The organism is Pseudomonas sp. PME37.24/006 (assembly GCF_055556635.1).
The window spans coordinates 1-14,864 of sequence record NZ_JBVHNL010000004.1 but is presented as its reverse complement, the minus strand read 5'-3'; the positions used below and the strand labels follow the sequence as shown (position 1 = coordinate 14,864).

Genomic DNA, 14,864 nt, shown 5'->3' with positions numbered 1-14,864 from the left:
ATGAATGTGCTGATCATTACCGCCTGCCCCAACGGCCAGGTCACCAGCGTTCTGTGTTCGCGCCTGTTGCAGGCCGCCGCCGAGCGTCTGGGTTGGTTCACTCAGGTCGAAGTGCATGATCCCAAGGCGATCGGCTCGCCCTTGAGCGAAACCGATATCGCCGCGGCCGAACTGGTGCTGGTGGTGAAAACCGGCGAGCTGGATCTGCAACGCTTCGTTGGCAAGCGCGTGGTGCAATCCACGCCGTCCGAAGCGCTGGCCGACCCGAAGCAGTTTCTGCTGGTCGCTGCCGAGCAGGCGCAGGTGCTTGAAAAGGCCGCGCCGGTGGCGGCTGCCTCGTCTGGTGGCAAGCCGAAGCTGGTGGCGATTACCGCCTGCCCAACCGGTGTCGCCCACACCTTCATGGCTGCCGAAGCGCTGCAACAGGCTGCCGAACAGTTGGGCTTTGAGCTGAAAGTTGAAACCCGCGGTTCGGTTGGTGCGCGCAATCTGCTCGACGACGCCAGCATCGCCGCCGCTGATGTGGTGCTGCTGGCCACGGATATTGAGGTCGAGACCGAGCGTTTTGCCGGCAAGAAAGTCTATCGCTGCGGCACCGGCGTTGCCTTGAAACAGCCCAAGCAAACGCTGCAGAAGGCGCTGGCCGAGGGCGTTGCGCAGCAGGGGGCTGGGCAGTCGCAGAGCGCCGATGCCGGCAAGTCGGGCAGCAAGAGCGGCCCATACAAGCATCTGCTGACCGGCGTGTCGTTCATGTTGCCGATGGTGGTGGCGGGTGGTCTGTTGATCGCCCTGTCCTTCGTGTTCGGTATCGAGGCGTTCAAGCAGGAGGGCACGTTGCCTGCCGCGCTGATGAAGATCGGTGGCGAAGCAGCCTTCGCGCTGATGATTCCCGTGTTGGCAGGTTACATCGCCTATTCGATCGCGGACCGCCCGGGGCTGGCGCCAGGGATGATTGGTGGCATGTTGGCCAGTGCCCTGGGTACCGGTTTCCTGGGGGGCATCATCGCCGGCTTCCTTGCGGGTTATCTAGCCTTGGCGCTGAATCGCTGGTTGCGCCTGCCGCAGAGCATTGAGGCGTTGAAACCGATCCTGCTGATACCGCTGCTGGCCAGCCTGGTCACCGGCCTGGCGATGATCTACGTGATCGGTACGCCAGTCGCCGGGATCATGGCGGCGCTGGAAGTGTTCCTGCAGAACATGGGCACTACCAATGCAATTCTGCTCGGGCTGCTGCTCGGCGGCATGATGTGTGTGGATCTCGGTGGGCCGATCAACAAGGCAGCCTACGCGTTTTCCGTTGGCCTGCTGGCATCGCAGAGTTACGCACCGATGGCCGCGACCATGGCCGCCGGGATGGTGCCGCCCATCGGCATGGCCATCGCCACTGTGCTGGCGCGCCGCAAGTTCAGCCAGACAGAGCGCGAAGCTGGCAAGGCGGCGGGTGTGCTGGGGTTGTGCTTCATTTCCGAAGGGGCGATTCCCTTCGCCGCGAAGGATCCGCTGCGGGTCATTCCAGCCAGCATCGCCGGTGGCGCGCTGACGGGTGCGCTGTCGATGTACTTCGGCTGCAAGCTGATGGCGCCGCACGGTGGCTTGTTCGTGCTGCTGATCCCCAACGCGATCAACCATGCGTTGCTGTATCTGCTGGCAATCGTGGCGGGCAGTCTGGTGACCGGCGTGGTCTATGCGCTGATCAAGCGCCCTGAAGTCGAAGCCCTGACGGTCGCTGCCAAGGCTTGAAAGTAGGGCAGGGCATCCACGGATGCCCTGCCAGTGGTTCAGCGAGTGCCGAAGACCACCATGGTCTTGCCTTTGACGTGCACCAGGCCCTGTTCTTCCAGAGCCTTGAGTACGCGCCCGACCATCTCCCGAGAACAACCGACAATACGACCGATTTCCTGACGGGTGATCTTGATCTGCATGCCATCCGGATGAGTCATCGCATCCGGCTGTTTGCAGAGGTCGAGGAGGGTGCGGGCAACGCGACCGGTAACGTCGAGAAACGCCAGGTCGCCTACCTTGCGAGTCGTGTTGCGCAGTCGCTCGGCCATCTGTGTGCCCAGCGCGAAGAGGATGTCCGGATCTTGCTGAGTCAGTTCGCGGAACTTGGTGTAGCTCAGTTCGCCGACTTCACATTCAGTCTTCGCACGAACCCAGGCGCTACGCTCTTTCTCTACACCTTCCTTGCCAAATAGCCCCATCTCGCCGAAGAAATCCCCGGGATTGAGGTAGGCAATGATCATCTCACGGCCATCATCGTCTTCGATCAGGATGGTGACTGAGCCCTTGACGATGAAATACAGCGTTTCGCTGCGATCGCCTGCATAAATGATGGTGCTTTTGGCTGTATAGCGACGGCGATGACAATTCGCGAGGAGTTTGTCGAAGTTTTTGACTTTCGGTGTAAGGGTGATTGCGACCATGCCTGAGTCCCGAATATAGAAAGATAAGCCTGACAGACGCGGTAAGTGACGCCGCCTAGACCCAAGTGCTTGACTATCTCGCAAGGCAGATGCCGGCTCTCTGGTGTGTATAGCGATATCTGAAAGCGCCTTTAACACAGCAGATGCCCACATTTTTGCAGCGGAATATGACGTTGCATGCAATGCGTTGTGATCGATAGCGCCCTGGCGGATATCTTGTTCTTATCGACTGATAACGATGTGTCGCGCTTCGATATCAGTGATTGTGCCACTAAAACGGCATCATCATGAACAGTGATACTTCCAGAGGAACTGTTTTGTGAGGTATTGCACGTTCCGCTTGTGAACTCTAGCAGCATCTGTGGCACCCGTCGTAAAAGTCGCCCTGTGATAAGCTTTTGGTCTTTTAAAAGGAGGGGCCGCAACGATGAAAGCTCGCGTTCAATGGGCAGGCGAAGCGCTGTTTCTAGGCGAGTCGGGTAGTGGCCATGCGGTGGTGATGGACGGCCCGCCGGAAAATGGCGGCCGCAATCTGGGCGTGCGCCCGATGGAGATGTTGCTGATCGGCCTGGGTGGCTGCAGCAATTTCGATGTGGTGAGCATCCTCAAGAAATCCCGCCAGCCAGTTGAAAGCTGCGAAGCCTTTCTTGAAGCCGAGCGCGCCACTGAGGATCCCAAGGTTTTCACCAAGATCCATCTGCATTTCGTGGTGAAAGGCCGTGGTTTGAAAGAGGCCCAGGTCAAGCGTGCGGTTGAGCTGTCTGCCGAGAAATACTGCTCCGCCTCGATCATGCTCGGCCGTGCCGGTGTGGAAATCACCCACGATTACGAAATCGTCGAACTGGGTGCTTGAAGCAAAAGGGCGATCCATTGATCGCCCTTCTTCTATTGGTCAGATCCGGTAGGTGGTCTTGGTCATGAACTTCGAGAGTAGCGTCATGCCCAGTTTGACTGGTGCCGGGAAGCGCGCACCGCCGGCATCCAGCGCGCTGTTGGCGTGTTCCTGCTCGTCGCGGCGCATCTGTTCGAGGATGGCTCTGGATTTGCCATCTTCTTCGGGAATCTGTTCGAGGTGTTCATCCAGGTGCTTGACCACCTGGTCTTCCGTTGCCGCGACGAAACCCAGGCTGACTCGGTCGCTGACCAGGCCGGCTACGGCGCCAACACCGAACGACAATCCATAGAACAGCGGATTCAGCACGCTCGGGTGGCTGCCCAGCTGGCGAATGCGTTGTTCGCACCACGCCAGGTGATCGATTTCTTCATCTGCCGCATGCTCCATCGCCGCACGCACGCGTGGCAGCTTGGCGGTCAGTGCCTGACCCTGATACAGCGCCTGCGCGCAGACTTCCCCAGTGTGATTGATGCGCATCAGACCAGCGATGTGGCGAGTCTGTTTCGCGTCGAGCTGCGCCTCGGGTTCGACTATGGCTGGCGATGGACGGCTCGGCTGGCCACTGAAAGGTAGCAGCGTGCGCAGCGCCATGTCGGCTTGCAGCAGCAGGCGGTCGACGGGCGAATAATGGCGGTCGTTGGCCATGAGGGTTCTCCGGCGAGGACATGAGCGGGCAGTTTACCGCAAAAGGTCTGCCGTGTTCGGCGGGCGGCAGCGGCATTGAGCCGCAAACGTGTGCTGCCTCTCCAGTTGTGCATTCGGCACTTGCCCGGCGCTGTCGGTTGGCGGGAGTATGGCGCTGCCTCTAGGGCATAAGGAGTTGCTGTGAAGAACGATATTCACGACCTGGGATTGGTACTCGATTCCAAGGTCAAGCTGGTGCTCATCGAATCATGGGATGAACGGCGGGTACTGGAGACGCTTACCGGTTTGGCGGTACGCCGTGGCCTGGGTCTGCTCACTTGGTCGGTCACCGAAGGGCTGCAGCGTGCCGGCTTTGCCGGAGAGGCGTTTGCCGAAAGCGGCAGCAGCGAACCGGAAGCTGCGTTGCGGCTGATCAAGGCCGACCCTCAGGCAAACCTCTACGTGTTGTGCGACCTGCATCCCTTTATGGTCGATAACCCTAAGCTGGTGCGCCTGCTCAAGGAGATCGCCATGGCTGATGGCAGCCAGGCGCCTACGGTGGTGCTGGTGTCCCACGCCTGCAAGTTACCGCCTGAAGTGCAGCGCTATGCGGCGCGTTTCAACCTGGCGTTGCCTGGGGAGGACGAACTGCTGGGGATCGTCCGCGATGAGGCCACGCGCTGGAGCGAGCGCAACCGCAATCGCCGTGTCCGCACCGACAACCGCACCTTGCAGCAGGTGGTGAAGAACTTGCGTGGTATGAGCCACGCAGAAGCACGGCTGCTGGCGCGCAACCTGATCTGCGACGACGGTGCTATCACCCAGGAAGATCTGCCTGAGCTCAACAAGGCCAAGTTCGAGCTGCTCGACCTCGATGGCGTACTCAGTTACGAGTACGACACTGCGCGTTTCGCCGATGTCGGTGGCCTGAGCAACCTCAAGCGCTGGCTCGGCGAGCGCCAACGAATCTTCTTCGACGGCACAGGTGTCGACCTGCCAAAGGGCGTGCTGCTGGTCGGCGTACAAGGCTCGGGCAAGAGCTTGGCGGCCAAGGCGGTAGCCGGGCTGTGGGGCTTGCCGCTGCTGCGCCTGGATTTCGCCTGCCTGTACAACAAGTTCTTCGGGGAAACCGAACGCAACCTGCGCGAGGCACTGAAGCTGGCCGAGCAGATGTCGCCCTGCGTGCTGTGGGTCGACGAGATCGAGAAGGGCCTGGCAAGCGGCGATCAGGACGGCGGCGTTAGCCAGCGCGTGCTCGGTACGCTGCTGACCTGGATGGCCGAGCGAAAATCATCGGTGTTCATGGTCGCCACGGCCAACGTCATTGGTCGCCTGCCGCCCGAGCTGGTGCGCAAGGGTCGCTTCGACGAGTTGTTCTTCGTCGACCTGCCGGACGTGGAAACCCGCGCCGAGATCTTCCGTATCCATCTGCAACGCCGCGAGCTGGATGCCACGGCCTACGACCTGCCGCAGTTGGCGGCGGCAAGCAGCGGTTTTTCCGGTGCCGAGATCGAGCAGGTGGTGGTCAGCGCGCTGTACGCCTCTCAGGCGCAGCAGCAGTCCGTCGACCATGGCATGCTGCTGCGTGGTATCCAGGCCACGTCGCCTTTGTCGGTGATCATGGCTGAGCCACTGGCCGAGTTGCGGGATTGGGCGCGGGGGCGGACGGTCAGCGCAAATTGAAGTGGTCGATCAAGCCCGGCCAAAACGCCGGTTGAGCCGCGCCGCGAATCGGCGCACCAACAGCCGTGGGAAGAACCGTGGCGCCAGGCTCAGCAGGCGATTACGCCAGCCGGGAATGATGATCGCGCGGTTCTTGTCCAGACCACGCACCGCGATCAGTGCAACTTCCTCGGCGCTGAGCATCAGTTTGCCTTTCTCCAGCGCGCTGGCATCGAGTTGGGCGTTGCGGAAGAACGCGCTGCGCGTCGGCCCGGGGCAGAGCACCGACACCTTGACGCCGTAAGGTCGCAGCTCTTCGCGCAGGCCTTCGGAGAAATGCAGGACGTAAGCCTTGCTCGCGTAGTAATTGCTCATCCATGGCCCTGGCTGGAAAGCAGCTATCGACGCCACGTTGAGGATCTGCCCGCTGCCACGCCCGGCCATTACCGTGCCGATGGAGTGGCACAGGCGCGCCAGGGCCAGCACGTTGACTTCCAGCAACTCCTGTTCACGGCTCCAGTCCTGGGCAACGAATGCGCCGGCGCTGCCGAGCCCCGCATTGTTTACCAGCAGCTCGATGACCAGACCGTTCTGCTCGAGCTCGTGCATCAGTCCGGATAACTGCAGGGGTTCACTGAGGTCGCAAACACGGAACAGGACTTCGACGGAAAAGCGCTGCGTCAGCTCGTAGGCGATGCTTTCCAGTGCGTCACGATGGCGTGCGATGAGGATCAGGTTACGCCCGCGGCGTGCCAATGCTTCGGCCAGGGCAAGGCCGATACCACTGGAAGCACCGGTGACCAGGGCATAGCGGGGCATGGCGTTCTCCTGATGCTGTCCGTGACGGGCGTATAGCCTATCCGCAACAGGCCTGTCAGCGCTGCAGTGGCAACGCCGATAGGGAAAATAAATGCAGCGGGATCGATCAGGATCCGCTCACCATCTGGTCGAAGAACATGCTGAGCACGGCCAGGATGGCAAAACCGCTGAGGAACAGCGTCAGCAACCCGCCGACCATCAGAACGATAAACAGGCCGGCCAGCAGGTTGACTGCCAGGCTGTTGGGCGGCGGTTCCGGGCCGAAGCGATTGCTGCCGACGGTGCCTGGTACTACCAGCATGATGATCCAGAACACACTGTTGACGATCGGCACCAGGTTGAGCAGCCACAGCCAGCCCGTCCAGCCCATGTCGTGCAGCCGCTGCACGCCGATCTGCACACTGATTACCAGCATGCCGATACTGGCGCCGATGACGAGAATGCCGCTCAGGGTTTCCGAGAGCAGCGCCACGGCAGACAGTGCGGCAACGACCATGGCGAAGGCGAACATCAGTACCAGCGACCACGCCAGGTAGCGCATGCGGCCGATACGGCCATTGAACGAGGCGACTTTCAGTTCGCCGACTTGGCCGGCCTGAGTGTCGATATTGGCACGGGGTGGGGTGTAGGGCGTGTGCTGTACTGGCGAGGCAGTCGGAGCCGGCTGCGGCAGGTGGCTTTCAGCGAGCACCGCCTGACGGGCCAGATACTTCTCGATGATCACGCCACAGGCCGAGCATTCAGCCGCGATCGTTTGCTGATGACCGCATTTCGGGCAGTCCATCGTCTGTTGAGATTGTTCGGTAGGCGCAGCGCTGACGGTCTTCTCCTCGTCCGTTTCCACGAGACTCAGCGCAGCTGAAAGGTCGGGCTCCTTGCGTGCTTGGGCGCCGGCACGCTGCAGCACGGTCAGATACTGGTTGGCTTCGTCTTCTGCCAGGTCGCGCTTCAGGGCGATGGGCCCCCGACCGAACAGAGTGTCGATGCGCGCGCGGTCACTCTTGAACAGGCTGGCCAGATTGGCCTTGACTGTGTCCATCGAGGTGTCGGGCATCAGGCTGCCATCGAAGACGATTTTGTAGCGGAGCTGGCTCATGCGCGCGTCCTTGTCTGCACGGGAGAGAGTTGGCAGACCCTATCGTTCCATCATGCCTTCGACAAGTGACCATGGGAGACTTTCGAACACGGCTGAGTGTTGGTTCTCAGCTTGCTGGCAGCTTCGACGTTAGGGCCAACTGATACTCGCGATCCAGGCGGGTAATCAGCTCGCTGACCGAGGGCACATCAGCAATTCCGCCTACGCCCTGACCCGCCGACCAGACGTTCTTCCAAGCCTTGGCTTCCTCATCGAGTGGCTTGAGCTTGGCGCCAGGGTGAGCGCCTTGTAGGGTCTGCATGTCGAAACCTGCTCGTTCCAGGCTCTGGCGCATGAAGCTGGCAGGGACGCCGGAGACCGCTGGTGTGTGGATGATGTCGCTGGCACGGGCCTCGATGATCATCTGCTTGTAGTCCTGGCCCGCAGTACTCTCCTGAGTGGCGACGAAACGAGTGCCCATGTACGCCAGGTCGGCTCCAAGTATTTGTGCTGCAAGCATTTCATGGCCGCTGTTGAGAGCACCTGCCAGCAGTACGGTCTTGTCGAAGAACTGGCGGATCTCCGCGATCAGCGCGAACGGGCTCCAGGTTCCCGCATGGCCCCCGGCGCCCGCTGCTACGGCGATCAGCCCGTCGACACCCGCCTCGGCGGCCTTTTCCGAATGCCGGCGAGTGGTGACGTCATGGAACACCAAGCCACCGTAGGCATGCACGGCGTCGACGACTTCCTTCACTGCACCAAGGCTGGTGATGATGATCGGCACCCGGTGGGCTGCGCAGATGGCCAGATCCTGCTCCAGGCGCGGGTTACTGGCATGCACGATCAGGTTGACGGCGTAGGGCGCGCTGCCTTCTTGCAGGCCTGCTTCGATTTCATCGAGCCAGGTCTCGAAGCCTGTGCTGTCACGCTGGTTCAGGGCGGGGAAACTGCCAACGATGCCGTTGTTGCAACAGGCGGTTACCAGTGCAGGGTTGGAGACCAGGAACATCGGCGCGGCGACCAGCGGAAGGCGCAGACGGTTTTCCAGCAGAGCAGGCAGGGACATGGATGGCTCCTTGGCAGATCTTGGTCAGAACGGTTTGACCACCACCAGAATGACGATGGCGATCAGTAGCAATACCGGTACTTCATTGAACCAGCGATAGAACACGTGGCTACGTTTGTTCTCGCCTCGGGCCAGGCGCTTGTACATGGCGCCGCAGACATGGTGGTAGCCCACCAGCAGCAACACCAGTGTCAGCTTGGCGTGCATCCAGCCCTGACTCATCCAGCCCGGTACCATCACCAACAAGCCAATGCCGAATACCAGAGTGGCTATCATGGCCGGGGTCATGATGCCGCGGTACAGCTTGCGCTGCATGACGCTGAAGCGCTCGCGGCTTGGCGCGTCCTCGCTCATTGCGTGATACACGAACAGGCGTGGCAGATAGAACAGCCCGGCAAACCAGCAGACCATGGCGACGATATGCAGAGCTTTGATCCACAGGTAGAGCATTGCCATTCCTCTCGATGATATGTGCCTCGATACTAGTGCCCATGGTCTCAATAGTCATCAAGACGGTTGGCCGCAGGCGGATGCGCCTTTATGATCGTCGTTTCTTACCAGCCTTGAGGCACCCGATGCCCGCATCCGCCGTCACGTCGTCACCACTGCCTGCTCGCTGTCACCGCGCGCGCGGGTGGCTGGTCTGATGTCGGGTTGGGAAGTCCGCCCCAGCAATCGCGCCCATGAGCGGCGCCTTCGTGTTGCGCTGATCCTTCTGTTGATGGCCGTACCCAGCGCTTTCTATCTGGGAAGTTGGTGGCAGACCCGAGCTATGCAGGATCAGGGCGTCGAATCACAGGCAATGCAGGCTCGACTCGACGAGCAGGTGCGGGAGTTGGACGAGCTGCGTCAGCGCATGGCGGTACTCAGCAGTGGCGAGCAATTGGCCCAGCAGTCCAACGAGCAGAGTCGCCAGACCATCAAGCTGTTGGAAGAACAGAACTTCAAGCAGCAGCAGGAGCTAGCCTTCTATAAGGGTGTCTTGGCTCCAGATAGCCGGGTCGATGGGCTGCTTATCCGCAGCTTTGACATCCACCCCACCGAGCAGCCGGGTCTGTTCCGTTTCAAGATCATGCTCAGTCGGGTAGGCAAGGATGACAAACCCATGCAGGGGCGTTTGCATGTGCAGGTGGAGGGGCGCCAGGCCGGCAAGGCGAAAAGCCTGCAACTGGCGCAATTGAGTGGTGATTTGCCGGACGGTTCGACCGAACAGTCGATTCCGTTCGCCTTCAAGCACCTGCAAGCGATTCCGGAAGGCGGGCGCCTCGGGGAGCTGCAGCTCCCCGAAGGGTTCGAACCGCAGCAGATACGTATCAAGGCGGATGTCGAGGGTAGCAAGCCCGTCGAACGTCAAATCGAATGGACTGACTGATAAGTGATGGTTCGCGATGTGGAATAAAGGCAAAGGCAAGGCAGACATGCAGCGCTTCACTGGTAAAACCAGCCTGATTGCAGCGGGCGCGGCATTTCGCGGTGACCTAGAGTTTCAGGGCGCCGTGCAGATCGATGGCAAGGTGCTCGGCGATATCCGCACCGAGGAAGGGCTGGTGCGGGTCAGCGTTGACGGGCAGGTTGAAGGTGAGGTGCGGGCCCCCCATATAGTGATCGATGGCGAGATCATCGGTGATGTCTACGCCAGCCAGCACGTTGAGCTAGGGCCGCGGGCTCGGGTGCGCGGCAACCTTTATTACGGGCTGATGGAAATGGCCATGGGTGCGCAGGTCGAGGGTGGTTTGCGGCCTATCAAGGAGCAGGGCAGACCGTTGGAGCTACCCGAGAGCGTGGACGACGTAGAATAGTTGACCGCTTTTCTCGGGTAAGCGGATAATGTAGCGCTACAACGCAGTATGGCGCCTGGCGCCGGGAGAGAAACATGAGCGTCGAAACCTTCACCCCCACCGCAGCGATGCAGTTCACGCAAGGGGCGGCAAGCAAGGTTAAGAACCTGGTTGATGAAGAAGGCAACCCGCGTCTGAAGCTGCGCGTGTTCGTCACCGGCGGCGGCTGCTCCGGTTTCCAATACGGTTTTACCTTCGATGAAGACGTTGCCGATGATGACACCATCATTGAGCGTGAAGGTGTCGCTCTGGTGGTCGACCCGATGAGTTTCCAGTATCTGGTGGGCTCCGAGGTGGATTATCAGGAGGGCCTGGAGGGGTCGCGTTTCGTGATCAAAAACCCTAACGCCACCACCACCTGTGGTTGCGGTTCATCGTTCTCGATTTGAGTTTGCCATTCATAAAAACGCCGCGCATTTGCGCGGCGTTTTTCGTTCTGTTTGCTGTAATCAGGCTGGGTAGATCGCACCTAGTACTCGTAACCCGCGTGCCCCGGTAACTTCCGGACGGTTACCGGGAATGCCATTGAGGCAGCAGTGGGCAAGCCAGGCAAATGCCATGGCCTCCACCCAGTCGGCCGGTACGCCATGATCGTCCGTGCTGCTGACCTTCGCGCTAGGTAGTAGCACCTGCAAGCGGGCGATCAATGTCTTGTTGTGCGCACCGCCGCCACAGACCAGCAATTCGCTGCAATGCGGTTGGGCCTGTTGTAGCGAGAAGACGATGCTGGTTGCCGTCAGCTCGAGCAGCGTGGCCTGCACATCTGTCGCCTTGTACCCCGGCTGCTTTTCCAACTGCTCCATCAGCCATGGCAGGTTGAACAATTCGCGACCGGTGCTTTTCGGGCCGGTTGCCTGGAAGAAGGGATCGCTGAGAAGTGCCCTGAGCAGCGCGTCCTGTACCTGTCCGCTCGCAGCCCAGGACCCATCGCGGTCGTAGGCGTGCCCTTGATGATGGTGAATCCAGGCGTCCATCAATACGTTGCCTGGGCCACAATCGAAACCCAGTGCCGGCTTGCCTTCTTCGAGTAGGCTCAGGTTGCTGAAGCCGCCCACATTCAGGATTGCCCGTGCCGAATCGGGGCTGGCGAACAGTGCCTCGTGAAATGCCGGCACCAGTGGTGCACCCTGGCCGCCCGCCGCGACATCACGGCGACGGAAATCGGCAACCACGCTGATGCCAGTGAGTTCGGCAAGCAGGGCGGCATTGCTGATCTGGATGGTGAAACCCCGCGCTGGCTCGTGGCGCACGGTCTGGCCATGGCTGCCAATGGCGCGGATGGTCTGTGGTTGGAGGTTCTGTTTGGCCAGCAGGCTATGCACGCCTTCGGCGACCAGCTGTGCCCATTGCTGTTCGGCGATGGCCGCGCGCGCGAGCTCGTCCGGGCCAGAGCTGCAGAGTGCCAGCAACTGTTCACGGAGCGAGTCGGGGAGGGGCTGGTAATGATGGGCGAGCAGCTTGGTGTGCTCGCCTTGCTCGATAAGGGCGATGTCCAGCCCGTCGAGACTGGTGCCGGACATCACGCCAAGGTAGAGCATCGGCTTAACGCTTGTTCAGCGCGAGCGTTGTGGCTTTTTCCTGATCCATGCGTGCCATCAGTGGCTTGCTCATCTGCAGGAAGCGCTGTTTGTCCTGACGGGCGATCGGATCGGACATTGGGAGTTTTTGGCTCAGCGGATCTACGTGAGTGCCGTTGACCTGGAACTCGTAGTGCAGGTGTGGCCCTGTGGACAAACCGGTAGTCCCGATATAACCGATGATTTGGCCCTGCTTGACGCTACCGCCTGTGCGTACGCCTTTGGCGAAGCCCTGCATATGAGCGTAGAGCGTGCGATAGCGGCTGCCGTGTTGCAGCACGATGGTATTGCCATAACCGCCTTTACGCCCGGCCAGAATGACCTTGCCATCACCTGCCGCCTTGATAGGCGTGCCGCGTGGCGCCGCGTAATCCACACCTTTATGGGCGCGAATCTTGTTGAGGATCGGATGCTTGCGACCGTTGGAGAAACGCGAGCTGATGCGGGCGAAGTCTACTGGGGTACGGATGAAGGCCTTGCGCATGCTGTTGCCGTCGGCATCGTAATAGCTGACGTTGCCCTGCTTGTCGGTATAACGCACGGCGGTATAGGTCTTGCCCCGGTTGGTGAAGCGTGCTGAGAGAATGTTACCTGTACCGACCGACTTGTCGGCAACGACCTTATCTTGGTAGATGACTTCAAACTCGTCGCCTTGGCGAATATCCATAGCGAAGTCGATGTCATAGCCAAAGATGTTGGCCAGATCCATGGTCAGGTTGTGCGACAGACCGGCGCGCTTCGCGGATACGAACAGCGAACTGTTGATCACGCCGTGAGCGTAAGCGTCACGAACATCCGGCTTGACCAGCTCGCGCTTGAAGTCATAGCCCTTTTCCGTCTTGCTCAGGCTGACGCTTTCCAGGTCGCTGAGCTTGCTGTGCAGGCTTTCCAGCTGGCCGTCTTCGGTGAGTTTGAACTGCAACTCCTGGCCGACCTTAAGGCGGCTCAGTTGCTTGGCTTCCTTGCTGCTGTTGATCACGTCATGCAGGGTGTTTGCGGACAAGCCGACCTTGCTGAATACCGTGGAAAGCGTATCGCCATTGGCCACTGCAACGGTTTTGCTGAGCGGATCCTCGGGTGGCTGTTCGGCTACCTGAGGCTCGGCCTCCAGCTCGGCGTTCTGGGTGTCTTCGCTACCTTCAATTTGTGCGAAAGGCGACTCATCGGCGGGTTGCTCTTGTGCCACGTCCGCCGGAGGCGTCGGCAGGTTTTGCTGAACCTGCTCCGAGCCGTTGTCCATGTCGAGATTGAGAAAGGTCTTTTTCGCTTCTACTTCCCGGGAAGGGAAGACCAAGAGAGCTAGGCTGAGCAGCGCGGCTACGCCGCTCGCTGCGATGATGTGGGTTTTGGGGTAGAGCGGCGGCGCTTTAGTTGTCGAGGTCATAGGGCTGCTTTTTGAAGTGAAAAGATGAAGAGGAAAAAGAAGAAACTGATGAATATGCAGTAACTGTATAAAATATAACCAAATCCACCTTGAGGCAACCCTGAAAGTGATGGCTGGCACGCCTCTGGTTTTACTCTGGGCAAAACTTGTCATTTGTCCGTGATCTTGTATGGTTGGTTCCCTTTTGAATTCGGTGATTGTGAGTCCCTATGAAGTCGGTTGAAGAGCAGCTCGCGCTGATCAAGCGCGGTGCGGAAGAAGTCCTGGTTGAAGCAGAGCTGATTGAGAAGCTCAAGCGTGGCGAGCCGCTGCGTATCAAGGCTGGCTTCGACCCGACTGCGCCAGATCTGCATCTGGGCCATACCGTGCTTATTAATAAGCTGCGCCAGTTTCAGGAGCTGGGGCACCAGGTGATCTTCCTGATTGGCGACTTCACCGGAATGATCGGCGATCCTAGCGGCAAGAGCGCTACCCGTCCGCCGCTTACTCGCGAGCAGGTTCTGGATAACGCCGAAACCTATAAGCAGCAGGTGTTCAAGATCCTCGACCCTGCAAAGACCGAGGTTGCCTTCAACTCCACTTGGATCAATGAGCTGACGCCTGCCGACTTCATTCGCCTGGCTTCCCAGTACACCGTGGCGCGGATGCTCGAGCGCGATGACTTCGACAAACGCTACTCCGGCAATCAGCCTATCGCCATCCATGAGTTCCTTTACCCGCTGGTGCAGGGCTATGACTCCGTTGCGTTGCGTGCCGATGTCGAGTTGGGCGGCACCGATCAGAAATTCAACCTGCTGATGGGGCGTGAGCTGCAGCGCGCTTATGGTCAGGCGTCTCAGTGCGTGGTCACCATGCCGCTGCTCGAAGGTCTGGATGGTGTGAAAAAGATGTCCAAGTCTCTGGGCAACTATATAGGTATCCAGGAAGCGCCCGGCGTCATGTACAACAAGCTGGTGTCTATGCCGGATGCGCTGATGTGGCGTTACTTCGAATTGCTGAGCTTCCGTTCCATGGATGAGATCGAGCAGTTCAAGAAGGATGTCGAGAGCGGCGCCAACCCTCGCGACATCAAGATCAAATTGGCCGAAGAGATCGTGGCGCGTTTCCATGGTGAGGAGGCTGCTGCCAGTGCGCACCGTTCTGCCGGTAACCGAATGAAGGATGGTGAGTTGCCGGAGGATCTGCCTGAGCTCGAGCTTGCCTCTGCCGAGGACATGCCGATTGCAGCTCTTCTTAATAAGGTAGGGTTGGTAAAGAATGCTGCAGTCGCTCGCGATTTACTGGGATCCGGCGGTGTGCGGGTAGATGGCGAGGTAGTTGACCGTGCTTTCGTATTCAAGCTGGGCGCGACCCATGTTTGTCAGGCCGGGAAGAAGGCCTTTGCTCGGGTTTCACTAAAATCCGAATAAATCTGAAATAAACCATTGACCTGAGATTCTGGCTGCCTATAATGCGCACCACTTCCGGCGCAGCCTGATCTGAAAACTCCTTGTTAATCAGG

At 59.8% G+C, this 14,864-nt stretch carries 15 protein-coding genes; 7 read left to right on the top strand and 8 right to left on the bottom strand.

From position 1 onward, the window contains the following. Window positions 1-1,740, top strand: coding sequence for a PTS fructose-like transporter subunit IIB (locus ACZ3GY_RS16220; RefSeq protein WP_465911073.1), 1,740 nt, complete (start codon window positions 1-3; stop codon window positions 1,738-1,740). A gap of 38 nt (window positions 1,741-1,778) precedes the next feature. Here the strand turns inward: ACZ3GY_RS16220 and crp are convergent, their stop codons facing one another. Next, window positions 1,779-2,423 carry a cAMP-activated global transcriptional regulator CRP gene (crp, locus tag ACZ3GY_RS16215; RefSeq protein WP_225838111.1) on the bottom strand — a complete coding sequence of 215 codons (645 nt, stop codon included), beginning with the start codon at window positions 2,421-2,423 and terminating at the stop codon, window positions 1,779-1,781. 427 nt (window positions 2,424-2,850) lie between these two features. Between crp and ACZ3GY_RS16210 the strand changes: the two genes are divergently transcribed. Further along, a complete protein-coding gene (locus tag ACZ3GY_RS16210) occupies window positions 2,851-3,276 on the top strand; it encodes an OsmC family protein (RefSeq protein ID WP_465911072.1) in 426 nt (141 codons plus the stop codon). A 39-nt stretch (window positions 3,277-3,315) separates the two neighbouring features. Here ACZ3GY_RS16210 and coq7 read toward each other — a convergent pair whose 3' ends face one another. Then, a complete protein-coding gene (coq7, locus tag ACZ3GY_RS16205) occupies window positions 3,316-3,963 on the bottom strand; it encodes a 2-polyprenyl-3-methyl-6-methoxy-1,4-benzoquinone monooxygenase (RefSeq protein WP_465911071.1) in 648 nt (215 codons plus the stop codon). 180 nt (window positions 3,964-4,143) lie between these two features. Here coq7 and ACZ3GY_RS16200 point away from each other — a divergent pair, with 180 nt between their 5' ends. Then, window positions 4,144-5,625 carry an AAA family ATPase gene (locus ACZ3GY_RS16200; protein ID WP_465911070.1) on the top strand — a complete coding sequence of 494 codons (1,482 nt, stop codon included), beginning with the start codon at window positions 4,144-4,146 and terminating at the stop codon, window positions 5,623-5,625. A gap of 9 nt (window positions 5,626-5,634) precedes the next feature. On the opposite strand, the gene ACZ3GY_RS16195 is transcribed toward ACZ3GY_RS16200, so the two are convergent. From ACZ3GY_RS16195 to hemJ, 4 genes are all read right to left on the bottom strand, one after another. Continuing rightward, window positions 5,635-6,423 carry an SDR family NAD(P)-dependent oxidoreductase gene (locus ACZ3GY_RS16195; RefSeq protein WP_465911068.1) on the bottom strand — a complete coding sequence of 263 codons (789 nt, stop codon included), beginning with the start codon at window positions 6,421-6,423 and terminating at the stop codon, window positions 5,635-5,637. 106 nt (window positions 6,424-6,529) lie between these two features. Further along, window positions 6,530-7,519 carry a DUF805 domain-containing protein gene (locus ACZ3GY_RS16190; RefSeq protein WP_465911067.1) on the bottom strand — a complete coding sequence of 330 codons (990 nt, stop codon included), beginning with the start codon at window positions 7,517-7,519 and terminating at the stop codon, window positions 6,530-6,532. A gap of 106 nt (window positions 7,520-7,625) precedes the next feature. Continuing rightward, a complete protein-coding gene (locus tag ACZ3GY_RS16185; RefSeq protein ID WP_465911066.1) occupies window positions 7,626-8,564 on the bottom strand; it encodes an NAD(P)H-dependent flavin oxidoreductase in 939 nt (312 codons plus the stop codon). A gap of 24 nt (window positions 8,565-8,588) precedes the next feature. Next, a complete protein-coding gene (gene hemJ / locus ACZ3GY_RS16180; protein WP_225838127.1) occupies window positions 8,589-9,014 on the bottom strand; it encodes a protoporphyrinogen oxidase HemJ in 426 nt (141 codons plus the stop codon). Window positions 9,015-9,210: 196 nt separating this feature from the next. On the opposite strand from hemJ, the gene ACZ3GY_RS16175 reads away from it, so the two are divergent. From ACZ3GY_RS16175 to erpA, 3 genes are all read left to right on the top strand, one after another. Next, complete coding sequence (locus ACZ3GY_RS16175) at window positions 9,211-9,936, top strand: DUF6776 family protein (RefSeq protein WP_463562390.1); 726 nt, start codon at window positions 9,211-9,213, stop codon at window positions 9,934-9,936. Window positions 9,937-9,952: 16 nt separating this feature from the next. After that, a complete protein-coding gene (locus ACZ3GY_RS16170; protein ID WP_465911064.1) occupies window positions 9,953-10,363 on the top strand; it encodes a bactofilin family protein in 411 nt (136 codons plus the stop codon). A gap of 74 nt (window positions 10,364-10,437) precedes the next feature. Further along, window positions 10,438-10,791 carry an iron-sulfur cluster insertion protein ErpA gene (erpA, locus tag ACZ3GY_RS16165; RefSeq protein ID WP_463562388.1) on the top strand — a complete coding sequence of 118 codons (354 nt, stop codon included), beginning with the start codon at window positions 10,438-10,440 and terminating at the stop codon, window positions 10,789-10,791. A 60-nt stretch (window positions 10,792-10,851) separates the two neighbouring features. Here erpA and ACZ3GY_RS16160 read toward each other — a convergent pair whose 3' ends face one another. Together ACZ3GY_RS16160 and ACZ3GY_RS16155 are read right to left on the bottom strand one after the other, a co-directional pair. Further along, entirely contained in the window at window positions 10,852-11,940 is a 1,089-nt protein-coding gene (locus ACZ3GY_RS16160) for an anhydro-N-acetylmuramic acid kinase (RefSeq protein WP_465911063.1), read from the bottom strand. 4 nt (window positions 11,941-11,944) lie between these two features. Continuing rightward, window positions 11,945-13,363: a peptidoglycan DD-metalloendopeptidase family protein gene (locus ACZ3GY_RS16155; protein ID WP_463562386.1), complete on the bottom strand. Its 1,419-nt coding sequence runs from the start codon at window positions 13,361-13,363 to the stop codon at window positions 11,945-11,947. Between the two features lie 209 nt (window positions 13,364-13,572). Here ACZ3GY_RS16155 and tyrS point away from each other — a divergent pair, with 209 nt between their 5' ends. After that, entirely contained in the window at window positions 13,573-14,772 is a 1,200-nt protein-coding gene (gene tyrS / locus ACZ3GY_RS16150; RefSeq protein ID WP_463562385.1) for a tyrosine--tRNA ligase, read from the top strand. Window positions 14,773-14,864: the final 92 nt, after the last annotated feature.

Coding starts and splice junctions, on each gene's coding strand:
- erpA (WP_463562388.1), top strand. CDS start 10,438: ATGAGCGTCGAAACCTTCACCCCCACCGCAGCGATGCAGTTCACGCAA.
- ACZ3GY_RS16155 (WP_463562386.1), bottom strand. CDS start 13,363: ATGACCTCGACAACTAAAGCGCCGCCGCTCTACCCCAAAACCCACATC.
- ACZ3GY_RS16170 (WP_465911064.1), top strand. CDS start 9,953: ATGTGGAATAAAGGCAAAGGCAAGGCAGACATGCAGCGCTTCACTGGT.
- ACZ3GY_RS16185 (WP_465911066.1), bottom strand. CDS start 8,564: ATGTCCCTGCCTGCTCTGCTGGAAAACCGTCTGCGCCTTCCGCTGGTC.
- ACZ3GY_RS16210 (WP_465911072.1), top strand. CDS start 2,851: ATGAAAGCTCGCGTTCAATGGGCAGGCGAAGCGCTGTTTCTAGGCGAG.
- ACZ3GY_RS16160 (WP_465911063.1), bottom strand. CDS start 11,940: ATGCTCTACCTTGGCGTGATGTCCGGCACCAGTCTCGACGGGCTGGAC.
- ACZ3GY_RS16195 (WP_465911068.1), bottom strand. CDS start 6,423: ATGCCCCGCTATGCCCTGGTCACCGGTGCTTCCAGTGGTATCGGCCTT.
- coq7 (WP_465911071.1), bottom strand. CDS start 3,963: ATGGCCAACGACCGCCATTATTCGCCCGTCGACCGCCTGCTGCTGCAA.
- ACZ3GY_RS16220 (WP_465911073.1), top strand. CDS start 1: ATGAATGTGCTGATCATTACCGCCTGCCCCAACGGCCAGGTCACCAGC.
- crp (WP_225838111.1), bottom strand. CDS start 2,423: ATGGTCGCAATCACCCTTACACCGAAAGTCAAAAACTTCGACAAACTC.
- ACZ3GY_RS16190 (WP_465911067.1), bottom strand. CDS start 7,519: ATGAGCCAGCTCCGCTACAAAATCGTCTTCGATGGCAGCCTGATGCCC.
- ACZ3GY_RS16175 (WP_463562390.1), top strand. CDS start 9,211: ATGTCGGGTTGGGAAGTCCGCCCCAGCAATCGCGCCCATGAGCGGCGC.
- hemJ (WP_225838127.1), bottom strand. CDS start 9,014: ATGCTCTACCTGTGGATCAAAGCTCTGCATATCGTCGCCATGGTCTGC.
- tyrS (WP_463562385.1), top strand. CDS start 13,573: ATGAAGTCGGTTGAAGAGCAGCTCGCGCTGATCAAGCGCGGTGCGGAA.